18 protein-coding genes are annotated in these 17,485 nt (G+C 67.2%); 6 read left to right on the top strand and 12 right to left on the bottom strand.

Annotated elements, in window-relative coordinates:
- Window positions 1-75: 75 nt before the first annotated feature.
- Window positions 76-372 (bottom strand): hypothetical protein, encoded by a 297-nt coding sequence (locus F468_RS0109745; RefSeq protein WP_012983699.1) that lies wholly within the window; start codon window positions 370-372, stop codon window positions 76-78.
- 75 nt (window positions 373-447) lie between these two features.
- Window positions 448-2,355: an ATP-binding cassette domain-containing protein gene (locus F468_RS0109740; RefSeq protein ID WP_018995048.1), complete on the bottom strand. Its 1,908-nt coding sequence runs from the start codon at window positions 2,353-2,355 to the stop codon at window positions 448-450.
- Between the two features lie 260 nt (window positions 2,356-2,615).
- Between F468_RS0109740 and F468_RS0109735 the strand changes: the two genes are divergently transcribed.
- Complete coding sequence (locus tag F468_RS0109735; RefSeq protein ID WP_018137911.1) at window positions 2,616-3,539, top strand: GGDEF domain-containing protein; 924 nt, start codon at window positions 2,616-2,618, stop codon at window positions 3,537-3,539.
- Between the two features lie 19 nt (window positions 3,540-3,558).
- Here F468_RS0109735 and F468_RS0109730 read toward each other — a convergent pair whose 3' ends face one another.
- A complete protein-coding gene (locus F468_RS0109730; protein ID WP_018995047.1) occupies window positions 3,559-4,500 on the bottom strand; it encodes a hydrogen peroxide-inducible genes activator in 942 nt (313 codons plus the stop codon).
- Window positions 4,497-4,850 carry a DUF3301 domain-containing protein gene (locus tag F468_RS0109725; RefSeq protein ID WP_018137909.1) on the bottom strand — a complete coding sequence of 118 codons (354 nt, stop codon included), beginning with the start codon at window positions 4,848-4,850 and terminating at the stop codon, window positions 4,497-4,499. The genes F468_RS0109730 and F468_RS0109725 overlap by 4 nt, the downstream gene beginning before the upstream one ends.
- A gap of 60 nt (window positions 4,851-4,910) precedes the next feature.
- Between F468_RS0109725 and F468_RS0109720 the strand changes: the two genes are divergently transcribed.
- From F468_RS0109720 to F468_RS0109705, 4 genes are all read left to right on the top strand, one after another.
- A complete protein-coding gene (locus tag F468_RS0109720) occupies window positions 4,911-5,744 on the top strand; it encodes an inositol monophosphatase family protein (protein WP_018995046.1) in 834 nt (277 codons plus the stop codon).
- A gap of 26 nt (window positions 5,745-5,770) precedes the next feature.
- Entirely contained in the window at window positions 5,771-7,138 is a 1,368-nt protein-coding gene (locus F468_RS0109715) for an adenylate/guanylate cyclase domain-containing protein (RefSeq protein ID WP_018137907.1), read from the top strand.
- On the top strand, window positions 7,138-8,280 hold the full coding sequence (locus tag F468_RS0109710; RefSeq protein WP_018137906.1) for a hypothetical protein: 1,143 nt from the start codon (window positions 7,138-7,140) through the stop codon (window positions 8,278-8,280). Before F468_RS0109715 ends, F468_RS0109710 begins: the two co-directional genes overlap by 1 nt.
- Before the next feature lie 82 nt (window positions 8,281-8,362).
- Window positions 8,363-9,577 (top strand): TraB/GumN family protein, encoded by a 1,215-nt coding sequence (locus F468_RS0109705; RefSeq protein WP_018137905.1) that lies wholly within the window; start codon window positions 8,363-8,365, stop codon window positions 9,575-9,577.
- Window position 9,578: 1 nt separating this feature from the next.
- Here F468_RS0109705 and F468_RS0109700 read toward each other — a convergent pair whose 3' ends face one another.
- The 4 genes from F468_RS0109700 to F468_RS0109685 form a co-directional block, all read right to left on the bottom strand.
- The gene (locus tag F468_RS0109700) at window positions 9,579-10,577 is read right to left on the bottom strand and encodes a zinc-binding dehydrogenase (RefSeq protein WP_018993229.1); all 999 of its coding nucleotides are present in this window, start codon (window positions 10,575-10,577) and stop codon (window positions 9,579-9,581) included.
- A gap of 72 nt (window positions 10,578-10,649) precedes the next feature.
- Window positions 10,650-11,165, bottom strand: a complete 516-nt coding sequence (locus tag F468_RS0109695) for a Slp family lipoprotein (protein WP_081601190.1) — start codon at window positions 11,163-11,165, stop codon at window positions 10,650-10,652.
- Window positions 11,146-11,718 carry a Slp family lipoprotein gene (locus F468_RS0109690; RefSeq protein WP_018137902.1) on the bottom strand — a complete coding sequence of 191 codons (573 nt, stop codon included), beginning with the start codon at window positions 11,716-11,718 and terminating at the stop codon, window positions 11,146-11,148. The genes F468_RS0109695 and F468_RS0109690 overlap by 20 nt, the downstream gene beginning before the upstream one ends.
- A 36-nt stretch (window positions 11,719-11,754) precedes the next feature.
- A complete protein-coding gene (locus F468_RS0109685) occupies window positions 11,755-12,636 on the bottom strand; it encodes an HDOD domain-containing protein (protein ID WP_018174916.1) in 882 nt (293 codons plus the stop codon).
- A 159-nt stretch (window positions 12,637-12,795) separates the two neighbouring features.
- On the opposite strand from F468_RS0109685, the gene F468_RS0109680 reads away from it, so the two are divergent.
- Window positions 12,796-13,575, top strand: coding sequence for a dienelactone hydrolase family protein (locus F468_RS0109680; protein WP_018137900.1), 780 nt, complete (start codon window positions 12,796-12,798; stop codon window positions 13,573-13,575).
- A gap of 82 nt (window positions 13,576-13,657) precedes the next feature.
- On the opposite strand, the gene F468_RS0109675 is transcribed toward F468_RS0109680, so the two are convergent.
- The 4 genes from F468_RS0109675 to F468_RS0109660 form a co-directional block, all read right to left on the bottom strand.
- Entirely contained in the window at window positions 13,658-14,953 is a 1,296-nt protein-coding gene (locus F468_RS0109675; protein ID WP_018995045.1) for a response regulator transcription factor, read from the bottom strand.
- A gap of 143 nt (window positions 14,954-15,096) precedes the next feature.
- The gene (locus F468_RS0109670) at window positions 15,097-16,650 is read right to left on the bottom strand and encodes a bifunctional GNAT family N-acetyltransferase/carbon-nitrogen hydrolase family protein (RefSeq protein WP_018137898.1); all 1,554 of its coding nucleotides are present in this window, start codon (window positions 16,648-16,650) and stop codon (window positions 15,097-15,099) included.
- Between the two features lie 39 nt (window positions 16,651-16,689).
- Complete coding sequence (locus F468_RS0109665; protein WP_018137897.1) at window positions 16,690-17,013, bottom strand: hypothetical protein; 324 nt, start codon at window positions 17,011-17,013, stop codon at window positions 16,690-16,692.
- The gene (locus F468_RS0109660) at window positions 17,010-17,402 is read right to left on the bottom strand and encodes a PH domain-containing protein (RefSeq protein WP_018137896.1); all 393 of its coding nucleotides are present in this window, start codon (window positions 17,400-17,402) and stop codon (window positions 17,010-17,012) included. The genes F468_RS0109665 and F468_RS0109660 overlap by 4 nt, the downstream gene beginning before the upstream one ends.
- Between the last annotated feature and the right edge of the window lie 83 nt (window positions 17,403-17,485).

The following is a 17,485-nucleotide window of genomic DNA, read 5'->3' as shown; positions in this document are numbered from 1 at the left end:
ATCTGCCGGGGCCCAAGCTGCCCGACGGAGGACCGGGCCGAGGTCCCGCCAGGGACCCAGTTCATCCTGCCAAGATCAGTGCGGCCGGTGCAGCAGTGGCATCTCGCCACGCTCGACCATGTGCCGGATCAGGGTCGCCCGGCCAGGTTCTTCCTGCTCCAGCTCGGCAGCACACTGTGAATCCTGGTGCGTGGCCTCGGCCAGCAGCACCTCGAGCTCACGCAGGTCCACCTTCGGCTGCTGCAGATCCTCCGGCTTCGGGTTCTCCACCATGTGGGTCTCCCAGAACATCCGGGGATGCCAGCAGTGCAGTTGTGCATCCGGATGCTGAAAGAGTTCGACACAACGACGATTGAGTTCCTGTGCATTCATTGCGAATGACTCCTCGTGCCGGTGTATTCACTCTTCTGTATAGACCCCCGAATACCCGAGTGCAAGGCTCGGGCATTAGACCTGGCCCACAGAATCCCCGCGCGCTGACTCAAGTGCCTCCAGCGCCTCCATCCATTCGGCCTCGGCGTTCTCCAGGCGCGCACGCAACTCGCCCTGCTCACGGGTCAGCTCGGCCAGCCGGCCCGTGGCATCTCCGGTGTACAGCGCGGGATCGGCCAGCTCGCCTTCGATCGCCTCCAGCCGCTGCTGCAACTCGCCACAGGCCTGCTCCGCCGTATCGGCCCGCTTTTGCAGTGGACGCAGCGCCGCGCGTGCCTGAGCAGCCTGCTGGCGGCGCTCCTTCTGCGAACGCGGCGCTTCCGGCGCGCGCGACGCCGATGGCGCGGAGGTATCCGGCGTCTCCCGTTCGCGCTGCAGCTCGCGCGCGTAGTCATCCAGATCGCCGTCAAACTCGGTCAGACAGCCCTCCTCGACCCGCCAGAAACGGTCGCAGACACGCGCCAGCAGTTCGCGATCGTGTGCCACCACGACCAGCCCGCCGGCATAGTTCTCCAACGCCTCCGCCAGGGCCTCGCGCATGTCGAGGTCCAGGTGGTTGGTCGGCTCGTCGAGCAGCAACAGCGCGGGCGCCTGCCAGATGAGCATCGCCAGCACCAGACGCACCCGCTCGCCGCCGGAGCACTGCCCGACGGGGTCGTCCGCACGCTCGCCGGGAAACCCCATGCCGCCCAGGAAATCACGCAGGCGCTGTTCCGGTGCGGCGGCATCCAGCCGCGTCATATGGGTCAGGGGCGAGGCCGCAAGATCCAGCTGCTCGCGCTGATGCTGGGCGAAGTAGCCCACCCGCAGGCTGGGGTCGACGCGCCGCTCACCCGCCGTCGGGGCAAGCGCGCCTGCGAGCAGGGACAGCAGTGTCGATTTCCCGGCGCCGTTGGGTCCCAGCACGCCGATACGATCCTCCGGGCGCAGCCGCAGGTCGGTCGCCCGCAGGCGGCAGGTCTCGCCGTCGCAGACCGCCGCCGCCTCCAGCGCCAGCAGAGGATCGGGCAGACGCCCCGGGGTCGGGATCTCCAGGTGGATCGGGCGCGCGGCGCGAATCACCGCGACCTCATCCAGCCGCTCGAGGCGCTTCAGCCGGCTCTGGGCCTGGCGCGCCTTGCTCGCCTTGGCGCGGAAACGGCGCACGAAGTCCTCCAGGTGCGCGCGCTCGGCGGCGACCTTCGCGGCCGCCGCCTCGCTTTGTGCCGCGACCTCCGCGCGTCGTTTCTCGGCCTGGGTGTAGCCCCCGCTGTAAAGCTCGATCCGTCCGCGCTCGATATGCGCGATGTGTGTGACTACCGCATCAAGGAAACGCCGGTCGTGGGCGATCACGATTACGGTGCCCGGATAGCGCGCCAGCCAGCCCTCCAGCCAGACGATGGCCTCCATGTCGAGGTGGTTGGTCGGCTCGTCCAGCAGCAGGAGGTCCGACCGGGTCATCAGGGTTCGCCCCAGGCCGAGCCGCATCCGCCAGCCACCGGAAAAGTCGCTCATCGGACGATCGGCATCCTCCGGCGCAAACCCGAGACCGGCCAGCAGGCGGCGCGCGCGGGCCTCGGCGGACCAGCCATCGACCGCATCGATGGCCGCATACAGCTGCGCGTGTTCCGCGCCGTCCTCGACCGACTCCAGCTGGCGCTCCAGCTCGCGCAGCTCGGCGTCGCCATCGAGTACGTAGTCGACCGCTCGGCGGGGGCTGCCCGGGACCTCCTGCGGGAGGTGGGCGACCACCCACTCCGCCGGCACATCGACATGGCCGGCATCCACGGAGAGCTCGCCCTGCAACGCGGCCAGCAACGAGGACTTGCCGCAGCCATTCGCCCCGGTAAGCCCTACGCGCCAGCCGGCGTGAACAGTCAGGTCGCTGTGCTGCAGCAGCACCTGCCGGCCACGCCGCAGCTCGATATCGGAGAGTCGGATCATGAGCGTAGTGTAGGGAAACGGTTACCCGCGCACACATGACAGTGCGAGTTCAAAGCCCCCTCCTGACCCAGGCGTCAATTTATTGCCACCCCTTGCCGCCTGGGGCGGCCTTGCCTTGCCACCCCGGCAGAAAGGCGCCGATTTTCCGTCACCCCAAGAAAGACAATAAACGCATCACATTGTTTATACTCATTTTTTATTAAATGGCACAAAATTCGCTTCAGCTTGAGCCCAAGACTTTTGGATACGGCGAGGCGGCCATGAATCGCGACGGAAACGCAGGGAATCTGCGCCTGGTATCGGGCAAGGGGAAATCCACCGAGCACCCCGAGGCCCCATTTGACGCGCTGGCCTTCGTCCAGTCCCTGACCGCGACACTGGAATTCGACGCCGTCCTTCAGCGCCTGCAAGAGCAGCTCCACACCCTCCTGCAGCATTCCGGATGGATCTTCTACACCGACAACGAAGACCAGTCGTGGTCGGGCGGCGAGGATGACCGTCACCGCATCGAATACGGGCTCAGCTACAACGGCGTCACCATGGGCTCCTTGATCCTGATGCGCGGACGCCGCTTCAGCGACGCGGAACAGCAGCAGATCGAGGCGCTGCTCGGGCTGGCCGCCCCCGCCCTGCACAATGCCCACCGGTTCCGGCGGCTGATGTCCAACCTGGAGAGCGACGAACTCACGGGGCTGGGCAACCGTCGTGCCTTCGAGATCCAGGGCGCCAAATGGCTGGCCGACTGCCGCCGCCAGGACCGCCCACTGTCCGTGCTGGCCATCGACCTGGACCACTTCAAGCGCATCAACGACGACTACGGCCATGCGGTGGGCGACGAGCTACTGCGCCGCGTAGCGGACACGCTGCGTACGGCCACACGGCAGTCCGATCTGCTGGTGCGTATGGGCGGAGAGGAATTCCTGGCCGTCTTGCCGGGGGCCGACCTGGCCTGCGCCATGGAGTGCGCGGAACGCATCCGCACGGCGATTGCGAGTATCCGCGCCACCGCGACCGCCGATGATGCATCAGCCCTGCAAAGCGAGGGCGTAGTCAAGGTCACGGCCAGCATCGGGGTCGCGAGCGTGGGCCGCCACACGACGCTGCAGGCCCTCTACCAGAAGGCCGACGAGGCGCTGTACGCTGCCAAGCAGTCCGGGCGCAACCGCGTCCTGGCGGGCAACTGACCCCCGGCCGAAGCTGGACTCAGGGGTTCGCGCCAGGCTGAATAAAATCCACACAGGTAAGCGCCGTGGCCAGGATGGCCTGGCGCAGGGCCTCGATCGCCTCCGGCCGCGGAAAACTGGTACGCCAGGCCAGCGCCACCCGGCGGCTGGGGGCCGGGTCCTCGAATCGACGCACGGCCAGCAGGCGCTGGGCGTAGCGATCGGCCCCCACCGCAGTACACGGCAGAATGGTCACGCCCATACCCGAGGCCACCATATGGCGAATGGTCTCCAGTGAGGACCCCTCCATATTGCGCGGCGTACTGCCATCGGCCGTAACCGTCCTCTGGCAGGCGGGGCAGCGTTCCAGCACCTGATCACGGAAGCAATGCCCGGCACCGAGCATCAGCAAGGTGGCATCCGCCATGTCCTCGAGGGTCAGCGTCTTTCTGTCCTGCAGGGGGTGACCGCCCGGCAGCACCGCGACGAAGGGCTCGTCGTACAGCGGCAGCGTGACCACACCCGGTTCTTCGAACGGCAACGAAATGATGATCGCGTCCAGTTCGCCGTGCTTCAGTCGCTCGCGCAGTCGATCGGTGTAGTTCTCTTCGATCACCAGCGGCATCCTGGGTGCGCGCTCGCGCAGCACCGGGATCAGCTCGGGCAGCAGGTACGGGCCAATGGTGTAGATGGCCCCGAGCCGCAAAGGACCCGCCAGCTGGTCCTGACTCTGCACCGCCACCGCACGCAGATGCTCCACCTCGGTCAGCACCCGGCGGGCCTGGGTCACGACTTGCTCGCCGGCCGGGGTCACGCTGACCTCGCCACGGCCGCGCTCGAACAGGGTGACCCCCAGTTCATCTTCAAGTTTGCGAATGGCGACGGACAAAGACGGCTGACTGACATGACAAGCCTCGGCCGCCCGACCAAAATGACGCTGGTCGGCCACCGCAACGACATAGCGCAACTCGCTCAGCGTCATCGTTCGGGGCCCCGATGCCCCGCACCGCCATCGCCATCCACCAGGCGCCCGTCATCGGGCAGGTCGAGGGTGACCTGGCGCAGACGACGGCCATCCAGCGAGATCTCGCCCACATGTCGGCTGGCCCCGTCGGTGGCGAATTCAAAGCGGTATTGCCGCCACCAGGCCAGGCCTCCGGGCCGGCGCCGAATGGACTGGCGCGTGCGTACCACGCTGCCATCCAGCAACTGCACACCGGCCTGCTCGCAACTGCGGCGCGCGATCTGGCGCACCCGTTCGTGGGTGCGCCAGGAGTCGTTCACGTAAAAGGCCACCAGAACCAGGGCTAGGATTATCAGCAAAGCCGTCATGGACGGGTATGATACCCACATTCCGTTTCTTGCCGACGACCACCCTGCACTCGACGCCCCATGTCCATCAGCACAAACGCATTCAATCAACTCGCCGGAGAGCTCCGTTCTGTTGGCCAGAGCGAGCTGCTACCTCGCTTCGAGGCCGGGATCGCGGTGGACTACAAGGCCGATGGCTCGGTGATCACCCAGGCCGACCATGCCGTCGATGCACGACTTCGCGACCTGCTGGGGACCGCGATCGCAGCCGAACCCGTATTGAGCGAGGAGCAATCGCGGCAGGAGCAGGCCCGCGTACTCGACGAGGCACCCGCCTTCTGGCTGGTCGACCCGCTGGACGGCACCAGTAACTTCGCCGGCGGCATGCCCTTTTTCGCGATCTCCATTGCGCGCATCGAAGACGACCGCGTCACCCATGGCGCGACCTACGACCCGGTACGGGACGAACTCTTTACCGCACGCGAAGACGGACCCCTGCTGCTAAACGATGCGCCCCCCCCGGCAGCCGCCCGCGCCCCGGCCAGCCGCCTGGACAAGGCCATCGCCCTGGTCGACTACAAGCGCCTGGCCCCCGACTTGGCGGCGGCCATGGCCACTAACGCCCCGTACCGCTCGCAGCGCAACCTGGGGGCCTGCGCCCTGGAATGGGCCTGGCTGGCGGCCGGGCGCGCCGATCTGTATCTGCACGGCGGGCAGGCCCTGTGGGACAGCGCCGCCGGAACGCTGATGCTGGCCCGCGCCGGCGGCACAATGAGCAACCTCGAGGGCGAGGCGGCGTTTGGCCGCTCCCTGAACAAGCGCTCGGCCATCGCGGCCCGTTCGGCCGCGTTGTTCGATCAATGGCGGGCATGGACCTCCCCACACCGAAAGCCCTCCATGACCTCTCAATCGTGAAATCCAGAAAATCAAACAACGGGCGCTTGTCGGCGGGGGATTTCACTCCACGCTATCTCCCCATCGCCTGGAAGATCGTCGCGGTCGTCGCCATCCTCACCCTGCTGGGCATCGGCACCCTTTCGGTGGTGGTGCTGAACCAGGTCACCAATGTCCTCAACAACCAGATCCAGGCCCAGGCCGAGCTGACCCTGGCACCCGTCGCCCGCACCTCGGCCGAGCTGATGCTGGCCGAGGACTATCTGACCCTGGAGACCCTGCTGAACTCGCTGGTCGAGGACGGTCGCGTCGAATCGGTCACCGCCTACGCCATCGACCGCGGCGTGATCGCCTCGGCCGGCACCCCACCCTCCCCCGGGGGAGGCATCAGCGAAGGCGTGTGGCCACTGGCCGTTCCGGTAGAGCCCTACCAGCGCGAGGTGTACTTCCAGGATGTACAGGTCGGGTACATCGAGGCGCACATCGACACGACCCCCATGCAGGAACTGATCCGCAACACCATCAATGCGGGGATTGCGACAGCGATCGGGGTCTTTCTGCTCAGCCTGATCCTGGCAATCGACATCAGCAAGCGCCTGGTGCGCCCGCTGGAGCGCCTGGCACATGCCATGCGCGAGCGCATACGCCATCCCGTCGACGAACATGGGCGCCCCGTGCCGATGGTGCACGAGGACGAGATCGCCCAGCTGACCGACGCCTTCAACAACATGGCCCAGGACCTGCTGCGCAAGGACCAGGTCGAATCGGCCCTGCGCCGTTATGTCTCCGACGCGATCGCGCAGGACATCCTGGAGAATCTCGACCGGATCGAGCTCGGAGGACGGGCGGTCGAGGGCTCGGTGCTGTTCGCCGACATCAAGGGCTATACCGCGCTGTCGGAGCGCTGCACCCCGGAAGAACTCGGCCGCATGCTGAATGAATTCTTCGGTCCGATGGCGGAATGTATTGCCCGTCACGGTGGGACGGTAGACAAGTACATGGGCGACTGTACCATGGCGGTGTTTGGCCTCGGCGGTGACGAGAACCATCGCCAGACGGCCGCACGAACCGGGCTCGCGTTGCTGGAAACGGTCGCCGCGATCAACGCTGAACGCGAGGCCCGGGGCGAGGAACGCGTCGAATTCCGCATTGGCTTGAACGCGGGCGAGATGCTGGCCGGCAACATGGGCGCGCAGGACCGCATGCAATTCACCGTGGTCGGCGACACCGTCAACGTGGCGGCCCGCCTGGTCACGGTCGCGCCATCCGCCGGCATGGTAACCACGCAGTGCTTCATGGAGCATGAGCAGGTGAAAGGGCAGTTTGAAACCGAACACTGGGGGACGCACGAGTTACACGGCGTCAGCGAACCCGCCGAGGTCATTCGTATCCTCGCGGTGGCGGACACCCATTGATGCGGCTCCACGGCGCGCGACCGGGCCTGCTGCTGGCCGCCCTCGCTCTGCTTTTTTTCCAGGGCTGCGCCGGCATGCAGCCCTTCATGACGGCGGAAGACCAGATCGAAGCCGCCGTCGAGGAAGGCGAGTACCAGCGCGCCCTGGAGCTGATCAACGAGCACGACCCCGAGCCAGCCGCCGAATGGACCTCGCGCCGAGAGCAGATCGAGATCATGGCGCAAGAGGCAGCAGAGCAGGCCATGAAGAAAGCACGGGCTGTTTCCGCCGAGGGCGCGGTCGCAGAGGCCCTGGGGATCCTGGAGGACGCCGACTCCCGCCTGCCCGAAAGCGAGGAGCGTGCCCGCTTCATTGACCAGCTGGAGCGCCAGCGCCAGGTCGGTCTGCGCACCCTGCAGCAGCGCCACGATGTCCTTGAGGCCCGCAACCTGGTTCAGCAACTCCGCCTGCTGGAGATCATGCGCCCCCTGGTTCCGGATACCGGTCAACTGCCCGCAGACCCGGACGCCCTGAGCGAACGCGCCCCCGCCCTGGCCAAGGCCCTGGAGCAGTATGCCGACGACAGCGATGGCCGCGAGCGCCTGGAGCTGTTGCGCCTGGCACAGGATTTATCCCCGGTCAGCGAACGGGCCACCCGCATCCGCGAACTCCAGGAGGAGATGCGCACACGCGAAGAAGACAAGGACCGCGAAGAGGAGGCCGAGCGCCTGTCCGCGATCAACGCGCAGTTGCGTCAGGCCCTGCAGGCCGGCGAATTGCAGCGGGCGGCTCAGTGGTGCCGTAGTGGCGACATCCGGCTGGACGAAGATGCCTCCGGCCCCGACCAGGCCGCCCAGCGAGCACGCATCTCCCTGTGCGACGAGTGGCGCGAACAGCGCGACCAGCGCGCCGAGCACCTGCTGGAAGAGGGCCGCCGCCAGTACACGGCCGGCCAGATCCAGGAGGCGGTCGACACCTGGGAAGAAGGACTTGCGCTGGCCCCCAGTCATTCCGGGCTGGCCACCGCGCGCGAGCGGGCCCTGCGCGTACTTGAACGTCTTGACACCCTGCGCATCCCCGAGGCCCCGGCGCCGGTCGATCCGGAGGCCTTCCCCATCCCCGACACCGAGGATGCCGAGGGGGACGAGGAGCCGGAGTCCTGAGATCTGGCAGGCTGCCAGGTCGTCCCCATGCGGCGACCCTGCTAGGATTGCCGCGCCCGCCTAACCGGAACCACCCCCTGCGATGAGTGCTTCTGTCCACGACCTGATCACCGACGAACCCCACCGAGTCCTGCAACTGGGCAGTACCGAGGTCGTTGTGCTGGGCACCGCGCATGTCTCCCGCGCCAGCGCCGACAAGGTGCGTGCCCTCGTGGACACCGGCGAGTTCGACGCGGTGGCCATCGAACTGTGCGAGAGCCGCCAGCGCGCGATGCTGGATCCCGACGCGGTCGGGCGCATGGACCTGTTCAGTGTGATGCGCCAGGGGCAGGCCCCGATGATCGCCGCGAGCCTCGCGCTGGGGGCCTATCAGCAGCGCCTGGCGGAACAGTACGGGATCGAGCCGGGGGCCGAGATGCGCGCGGCGATGGACGCAGCCCTGGATGGCGGGCTGCCGCTGGCGCTGATCGACCGCGACCTCGGCCTGACGCTACGCCGCACCTACCGCGCGGTGCCTTGGTGGCAGCGCATGGGGCTGATCGGCGGGCTGTTCGGCTCGGTCCTGTCGCGCGAGAAGATCGACGAATCGGAGATCGAACGGCTGAAGGAAGGCGACATGCTGGAGTCCACCTTCAGCGAATTCGCCGAACAGTCGGAGGACCTCTATCGCACGCTGATCCACGAGCGCGACCAGTACATGGCGGCCCACCTGCGGCGCCTGGCCGCGTCCGGCAACCACCGCCGCATCCTCGCCGTGGTCGGTGCCGGGCACCTGTCCGGGATCGCAACCCAGGCGGAAGACGAACTGACGCCACCCGACGCCATCCTGGACTCCCTCGACCAGTCACCGCCCAAGGCACGCTGGCCCAAGGTCCTGCCGTGGGTGATCGTCGCCGTGATCCTGACCGGCTTCGTGATCGGCTTTTTGCGCAATCCGGACATCGGCCTGCAGATGGTGATGGACTGGGTGATGATCAACGGCGGCCTGGCCGCCATTGGCGCCATCATCGCGCTCGCGCATCCGCTGACCGTGGTCACAGCGGCGCTGGCCGCACCCCTGACCTCGCTGAACCCGACCATCGGGGTAGGCTTCGTCGCGGCCGCGGCCGAGCTGTTTCTGCGCAAACCGCGGGTCGACGACTTTGCCCGCCTGCGCCAGGACACCACCACCCCGAGGGGCTGGTGGCGCAACCGGGTCTCGCGCGTGCTGCTGGTCTTCCTGCTGACGACGCTCGGCTCCGCGGCCGGCACCTATATCGGCGGTGCACGCGTATTCAGCCACCTGTTCGGTAGCTGACCTACTCCGGGATCCGCAGCACCAGCTTGCCGCGACGCCCGCCGGCCTCGATACGCCGGTGCGCCTCGGCCGCCTCGGCCAGCGGCAGGCTGTCCTCCACGTTGACCTGCAGCCGCCCGCTGGCCAGGCGCGCGAGCCCCTCGGCCACCAGCGTGGCCTGGTGCTTCAGGCGCCGGCGATCCCCTTCCAGCATCGGGGTCAGCATCAGCTCCAGGCTGATACTGGGGTTGCGCAGGCGCGCCGCGTTCCAGTCCACGTCATCCGGCGGCGCCAGCAGGGTCACCAGATCACCGCCGTAGGCCACCTGTGCCAGCCCATCGCGAAAGACCGGCCCGCCCACGGTATCCAGCACGATGTCGAAACCGCGCCCGTCGGTGTAGCCCCGGATCGACTCCCCGGCGTCGGGCCGGGTCAGGTCGACCACGTCGCCGCCCAGGCCGGTGACCAGGCGCTGCGCCTCTTCGCGACGCACCAGCCCCAGGACCCGGGCCCCGGCCGCGCGCGCGATCTGCACGGCCATCTGTCCCACCCCGCCTGCAGCGGCATGCACCAGTACGGTCTGTCCACGCTGCAGATCGGCACGTTCGAACAACGCCTCCCAGGCCGTGAGCCAGGTCAGCGGCAAAGCCGCGGCCTGCAGGTCCGTCACCGCGGCCGGTACCGGCACCACGGCCGCCTCCGGGACCACCACCTGCTCGGCATAGGTACCCGGGGCCGCCCCCACGCCACCAAAGCAAAAGGCTACGCGCTGCCCCGGTCGGACATGGCGCACACCGCTGGCGCAGGACTCGACCACACCGACGCCGTCACAACCGGGCGTGTTGCGTGGCGCGCCGGGCACCAGCATGCCCCGCGTCCGAACCTTGGTGTCGACGGGATTCACCCCCGCCGCCAGCAGTCGAATCTTTACGTCGTCAGTCCCTTCAAGCTCGGGCTCGGGGACCTCCCTCAGTTCCAGGACATCCGCCCCGCCGGGCTCGTCGAAAACGATGGCTCGCATCGAGCGACTCCTCGTGTTTGAACATGCCTTGTGGATTTTGATACCGCTCCGGGAAACCTTGCCGGCGGCACACTAGAGCCCGATCCCGATGCCGATCCCGAAACGCACGCCCGACGACGGCCTCGGGGGTTCCGGGTCTGGCCACAGGTGGACCGAGTAGGCATCCAGCAGCGGGAAGACATAGGCCAGCTGCCCGATCGAGCCCTCCTCGGTCCCCGATACCGTCCCCACCGCCGTAACGCGGCGTCCCGGGCGGTAGTCGACCGGGTCGGCAAAACCATCGAGCTTGAGGCGAAAACGCCCTGTGTTGGCCTGCCGTGTCTGGGGTTCCTGGCGCTGCAGCGGGTAGCTGACCACCTCGAGTACCGTGCTGTCCGCACGGTTGTCGACGCGGGCAATCACCCCGCCCCAGACCTGGTCCTCGGCGGGCAGATTGTCAGCCGTCACGCTGCGCGGGGGCACCGGATCACCCACCGCATCGGGGATGTCCAGCGGGCCGGAGGCGCAACCCGCCAGCAGCACCGGCGCAAACACCAGCACCAGCGCAGCGACCCGGGTGCGCCATGCGTTACCAGTACCAGGGATCATATCGCCAGGGGTCGTGACGCCAGTGGTAGGGGTGCGGCCGCCAGTACGGGCCCATATAGCCCGGCGGGCCCCAAGGGTCGTAGTAATACGGATCGCGCGGCGGGGGGCGCTTGGCCCACAGGTGTACCGTCTGTGCGTCGATACGGACGAAGCGATAGTCGAACTCGCCAATTGAGCCGTCCTCTATGCCATCCAGCCGGCCGCGCACCGTGACCTCGCGCCCCTCCGCGTACACCTGGGGATCGAGGAAGTCGTCGATATAGGCACGGAACCGGCCCTCCGACTGGTCGACCTCGCGCGGACGAGCCTCGCGATTGAGCGGGCGCGCCACCACCTCGAGCCGGGTGCCGTCCCGGGTGTTCTCGACCTTTGCAATGACACCGCCCCAGACCACGGCCTGGCCCTTGGTCGCCTCGGGGTCGGCCAGGACCTCGGCGCGGGTCAGGGGCTCCTCCGGCAGGGGCTCGATCCCTTCGGGGATACTCGCACAGCCCACGAGCAACCCGCCCAGCAGCAAGCCGGTCAGCGCAGAAAAGTGACGCAGAAGGTTCATGCCTCTAGGACCGCCCGCAGCGCATCAAGGTTCGCGTCACTCCGGGCCTGACGCACAAAGCGCCTCGACATCCACGATCTCGTGCTGGGCCGCCTCCACGGCCCGCAGCAGGTCCTCCGGCTCCAGCCCGACGGCCTGCCAGACATCCTCGTCCACCGGTGGGGCATCGGCCCAGTCGCGCGAGTCAATCTCGGCCAGGTGGGCCCCGGTATTGGCAAGATGCACCAGCATCACCGCCAACCGGTGCCCCTCGGGCGCTGACTGCGGGTGGTGGTGCCCAGCCACACAGGCCACCAGCCCCTCCGGCAGTCCCCAGTGGGCGGCCAGCGCCCCGCCCAGTTCCGCGTGATCGAAACCCAGCTGCTCGCGCTCGGCCCGCTGCGGACTGGGCCCCGCCCCGATATCCAGGCTGGAGAGAAATGCGCGGTGCGCCGCCTCCGGCGACTGGGTGAACAGCAAGAGCTTGCCCAGATCATGCAGCAGCCCGGCGAGAAACACGCTACCGGCCTGGCGCGGCAGGACGCGGTCAGCCAGGTGGCGGGCGATGACCGCACAGTAGGCGGAATGGCGCCAGAACACCTCCAGCGGCAGACGCTCCTGGTCGGGGATGCGGCCGGTCGCGCGGGTGATCGCACCGGCCACGACCAGACGCTTAAGGGTGTCGCGTCCGAGCAGGTTCACCGCGCGTTCCACGGTATCGACGCTGCGCGTCTGTGCATACGCCGGGCTGTTGGCCAGGCGCAGAACGAGGGCCACCAGACCGGGGTCCCGCCCCAGGGTTGCGGCGATCTGTCCCGGTGTACTGTTGTCATCCTCCAGCAGGCGCGCGACTTCGAACACGACCTGCGGCATCGCCAGCAGCTTGTCGGCCGACTGGACGCGCGCCTCGAGGCTTTCCGTTGCGTGCATCTCGGACATCCTGGTTCTCCACAACAGGGCCGCACGCCCCGCTGTACCTACTGTAGCCCCATGCCCCCCGCCAGGGAAACGAAGCCCGGGCAAATCGCGGCGGAGCGAACCATAATCAGGTACTCGGATCACTAATTGTTGCTTGCACCCCACAACGGAGGTTGTCCCATGGCGTTTCGACTGACCGCTGCACTACTGGCCTTTACCCTCCCCGGCCTGGCGCTGGCCGGCATCCAGACCGAGGAGGTCACCTACGATCATGATGGCGAGGAGATGACCGGCTATCTCGCCTACCCCGACAGCGACGGCCCCCACCCGGGCGTCCTGGTGGTCCATGAATGGTGGGGCCACAACGAATACGCCCGCGACCGGGCCGAGCAACTGGCACGCGAGGGCTATGCCGCCTTCGCACTGGACATGTACGGCAGCGGCAAGAGAGCCGACCACCCATCCGAGGCGGGAGAGTTCGCCGGACAGATTCGCGGCAACCGCGACCTGATGCTGGGCCGCTTCGAGGCCGCCCATGACTGGCTCAAGGAGCACGATGCCACAGCCGACCAGGCGCTGGCGGCGGTGGGCTACTGCTTCGGCGGCACGGTGGTGCTGGAGGCCGCGCGTGCCGGAATGGACCTGGCCCTGGTTGCCAGCTTCCATGGCGCACTGGTGACTGACCACCCGGCGAGTGCGGGCGACGTCACGGCGGAAGTCCTGGTCTTCAACGGTGCGGCCGACCCGATGGTCCCGCCGGAGCAGGTGGCGGACTTCCGCGAGGAGATGGATAACGCCGAGGCCACCTATACCTTTGTCGACTTCTCCGGTGTGGTGCACAGTTTCACCAACCCCGGGGCCGACGAGATCGCCGAGAAGTTCGACATGCCGGTGGGCTACGACGAGCGGGCTGACCGCGACTCGTGGAAGCACCTGCTGAGCGCCCTGGAACGCATGTAGTTCGAGTATCTGGCACTGCTCGAGCGTGGCGGGCCCGTTGCCCGCCACGCTCGATTTACGCTACCCGGCCCCGCCGATCCGGTCAGAAGTTGCGGAAAAAGATCAGGGTCCCAAGCCCCACCACCACGGCCACCATGACCAGGATCGCCAGCTTCAGCCAGCGCCAGCCGCGAGAAGGCGCCGGACGACTGCGGCGCTTGCGCGATGAAGGCCTGGCCGCGGGCGTATCGGCCGCCAGGGCCGGTGCAGGCGACATCGGTTCGTTGCTACGGGCCACCAGCGGTTCATGCGTCTCCCCGCCCACCGCGGTAGCGTCACGTTCCTTCCCCGACAGAGACGCCCCCGGATCCGGCGTCGCCGACCCCAGCTCCAGTTCGCGGATGCGGGCGCGCAGGGTCTGGTTGCGTTCGCGCGACTCCTCCAGTTCCTGCTCACGACGGGCCAGCCGTTCAGCAAGGGCCGAGGAGGAGCCGTCCTGCTCCGAACAGCGGGCCTCCAGGTCGGCCCGTGCCCGCTCGGCTGCGGCGGCACGCTCACACTGCTGATTGCGCTCCTGACGCAGCCGGGACGCCTCTTCCAGGGCCTGATCCCGCTCCTTCTGCACGGTCTCGCGCAAGCGGTCCAGCTCGACCAGCTCGTGGTCCAGCCGGATATTCTCGTTCTCGAACTCGCGCACGCGGGCACGTAGTACTTCTAGCTCCTCGACCCGCTCGGACGAGTCCGGAGTGGCCGTCTCCTCGCCCGGATCTTCGCCCGCGATCAGCTCGGCCGCCTGCAGCTCGGCGAGCTGGCCTTCGCTTTCCTCGGCGCGCTGCAAGGCGGCCGTCGCCTCATCGCGCGCCTCGCTCAGCGCGGTGCGCAGGCGTTCGATCTCGCGCTGCGCCTCGCGCTCACTGGCGGATTGCTGGCGTAGCATCAACTCGCGACGCAGCCGGTCCACTTCCTGCCGCAGGAGCTGGTCGCCGCCACCCCCTGTAGTCAGCGGCAGCAGATCATTGACCACCTCGCGCACGCGACCGGGCACAAAGGGTTTCATCAACACAGCGTTGGCGCCCAGTTGCAGCCATTCGCGACTGGCTTCCTCGTCGCTCTCCTGACCGGTGATAATGGCCACCGGAAGATCGGCCGGGAGCCCTTCGGCACCATCGCGAATCCGCAGCAGCAGGTCCTGGCCATCCAGGCCCGGCATAGACAGGTCCGTCAGCACCAGACCGATATCGGCATTGCGCTGCAGGAGCGACCAGGCCTCTTCGCCGTCCGCCGCCTCGTAGACCACACGCTCACCCTGCAGGATGCGCTGCAGGGCGATCCGGATCACCTTGGAATCATCCACTACCAGAATGGCGGTGCGGGTCGTTGCCGATTGTTGTTCAGTCATCAAAGCCCCCCGGGGCACGTCACGTACCGCGCTCCCCTGCACGGCCGGACTCAAGTCCCGCTCTGAAGGTTACGCATGCGCCCGGCCCGGCGCCAGCGCACGCTGCGGCCCGGCGAGAACCGGGTCACGTTTTTGCGCAGCGCTTAAACGGGCTTCGACTTCCACTGGACCGCATACAGATCCCGCCGCCGATCGCGCAGGTTGCGCACCGAGCCGTGGTTACGCAGCTCCTTCAGGTTGTCGAGGTCGAGGTCGACGATCAGGGTCATCTCGGTATTCGGCGTCGCCTCCGCGGCCACCGCGTCATGCGGGAACGCGAAGTCGGACGGCGTGAACACCGCCGCCTGCGAGTACTGCATGTCCATGTTCTCGACCCTGGGGAGGTTGCCGACCGAGCCGGACATCACCACATAGCACTCGTTCTCGATGGCCCGCGCCTGGGCGCAGCGGCGCACCCGCAGATAGGCATTCTTGGTATCGGTCCAGAACGGCACGAACAGGATCTGCAGCCCCTTCTCGGCCATCACCCGGGGCAGCTCCGGAAACTCCACGTCATAGCAGATCAGGATGCCGATCTTGCCGAAGTCGGTGTCGAATACGTGCACCTCGTCGCCACCCTGCAGCCCCCAGTAGGCGACCTCGTCGGGGGTGACATGCACCTTGTACTGTCGGTCCCAGGTCCCGTCACGCCGACACAGATAGGAGACATTGCGCAGGACCTCGTCGCTGTACTCCGGCATCGACCCGGCGACGATGTTGATGTTGTAGGCGAGCGCCAGGCGCACCATCTCCTCGCGGATCTGCTCGGTGTATTCGGCCAGATGGCGCACGGCCTCGGCCGGATACTCCTGGTTGAACGCGCCCATCAGCGGGCCATTGAAGAACTCCGGGAACAGGACGCAGTCGGAGCGGTAGCCGGAGACGGCATCCACGAAGTACTCGACTTGCTGAAACAGCGAGTCGAGGTCCGGTGTCGGGCGCATCTGCCACTGGACCACGCCGATGCGCACGTCCGAACGGCTGCCCCCGATCAGCTTCTCCTTCTCCTCGTAGTAGATGTTCAGCCACTCGATCAGCGTCGCGTAGGCGCCCGATTTCTCGTCGTCCGGGAGGTAGTTGGTGATGATCTTGCGAACGTGGAAATCGTTGGCCAGCTGGAAGGTCAGGATCGGATCGGTGATCTCGTGATTCTTGACCTTCTCCACGTACTGCTGCGGGGTCAGGTCGTCCCGGTGCTGCTCGTAGCCCGGGATGCGCCCACCGGCCACGATCGCGCGCAGATTGAGCTTCTGGCACAGCTCCTTGCGCGCGTCATACAAGCGACGGCCGAGGCGCAGGCCGCGATACTCGGGGTGGACAAAGATATCGACGCCGTAAAGGGTGTCGCCATCCGGGTCGTGGGTCGTCAGGAACCCGTTTCCGGTGATCTGCCAGTAGCTGTGCTGATCACCGAATCGCTTGTACTCGACGATCAGGCTGATTGCCGCAGCCACCACCTTGCCCTTGTCCTCGATACAGATCTGGCCTTCGGGAAAACGGGAGATCTGTGACCGAAACTGGGCCTCGCTCCAGGCCCCGTCGAGGTCGTGGTAGACCCGCTCCATGATCTCGCGGATGTCGTCGTAGTCCTCCATCCGTGTCGGCCGCAGCGTCAGGCGGTGCGGGACATTGGGGTCGGCGTCTTGCTGATTGCTCACGCGTTAAGTACTCCGTGACGGGACCGCTCGCCGGTCGGTTCAGAAAATCCAGGCCAGCAGCAGCCAGAAAAAGACAAAGAACAAGAAAAAGCCGGGGATCATGAACTGCAACTCGCCGATCAGCCCCTCACCAGCGGCCAGCGCGAACACCAGCATGACCAGCACCGAGACGATCGCGGCGACCAGGGCCGCCATCTGCAGCCCAATGCCATCGTCGAACGTGATCGCGACCCACTCGGACAGCCCGGGCAGGGTGACGGCCGCGCCCAGCACGATCAACGCCACCAGCAACGCGGCCAGCGCCGAGGTCCCCAGCAGTATGCGCAGGGCCAGGCGGCTGTCGCGGCGATCGCCGGAACTCACGCGGCCGCCTCGCGACGATCGCGCACGTAGTCACGCACGCGGTGCGGATCGGGGATACCGCTCACACGGAACTCCGGGTTGTCGCCGGTGGTGTACACCGCAATCTCGCCGACCCGGAAGATCCGGTTCCAGAAGCTCTGATCGACCTTCACGGTGCGGATCTGGCCAATGTCCAGGTCCACATGGGACTTGCTGAGCAGGCCCTCCTCCAGGTGCACCTGATCGGCATCGATGCGCAGACGCACCGAGCGCGTCTGCAGATACCACCACAGCAGGATCAACAGCCCCAGACCAAAGGCCGCGATCAGCAGGACACTGAAGATGAAACCGAACGGGTGATTGCGAAACATCGCCGGGCGGGCGTCGATCGCGGGCGCACGACTGGACATGGGACCTCCGGTTCGCGGACAGGTCCCAACAGTGTGCCAGATGGAGCGCCCGCCGCGGGTGTCTCCAGGCGATGCTGCCGCGC

It is taken from the genome of Thioalkalivibrio sp. ALJ2, assembly GCF_000378325.1.
Lineage (GTDB): Bacteria > Pseudomonadota > Gammaproteobacteria > Ectothiorhodospirales > Ectothiorhodospiraceae > Thioalkalivibrio.
Note: the sequence above shows the minus strand (reverse complement) of the source record. Positions and strands in the feature narration are given on the sequence as shown.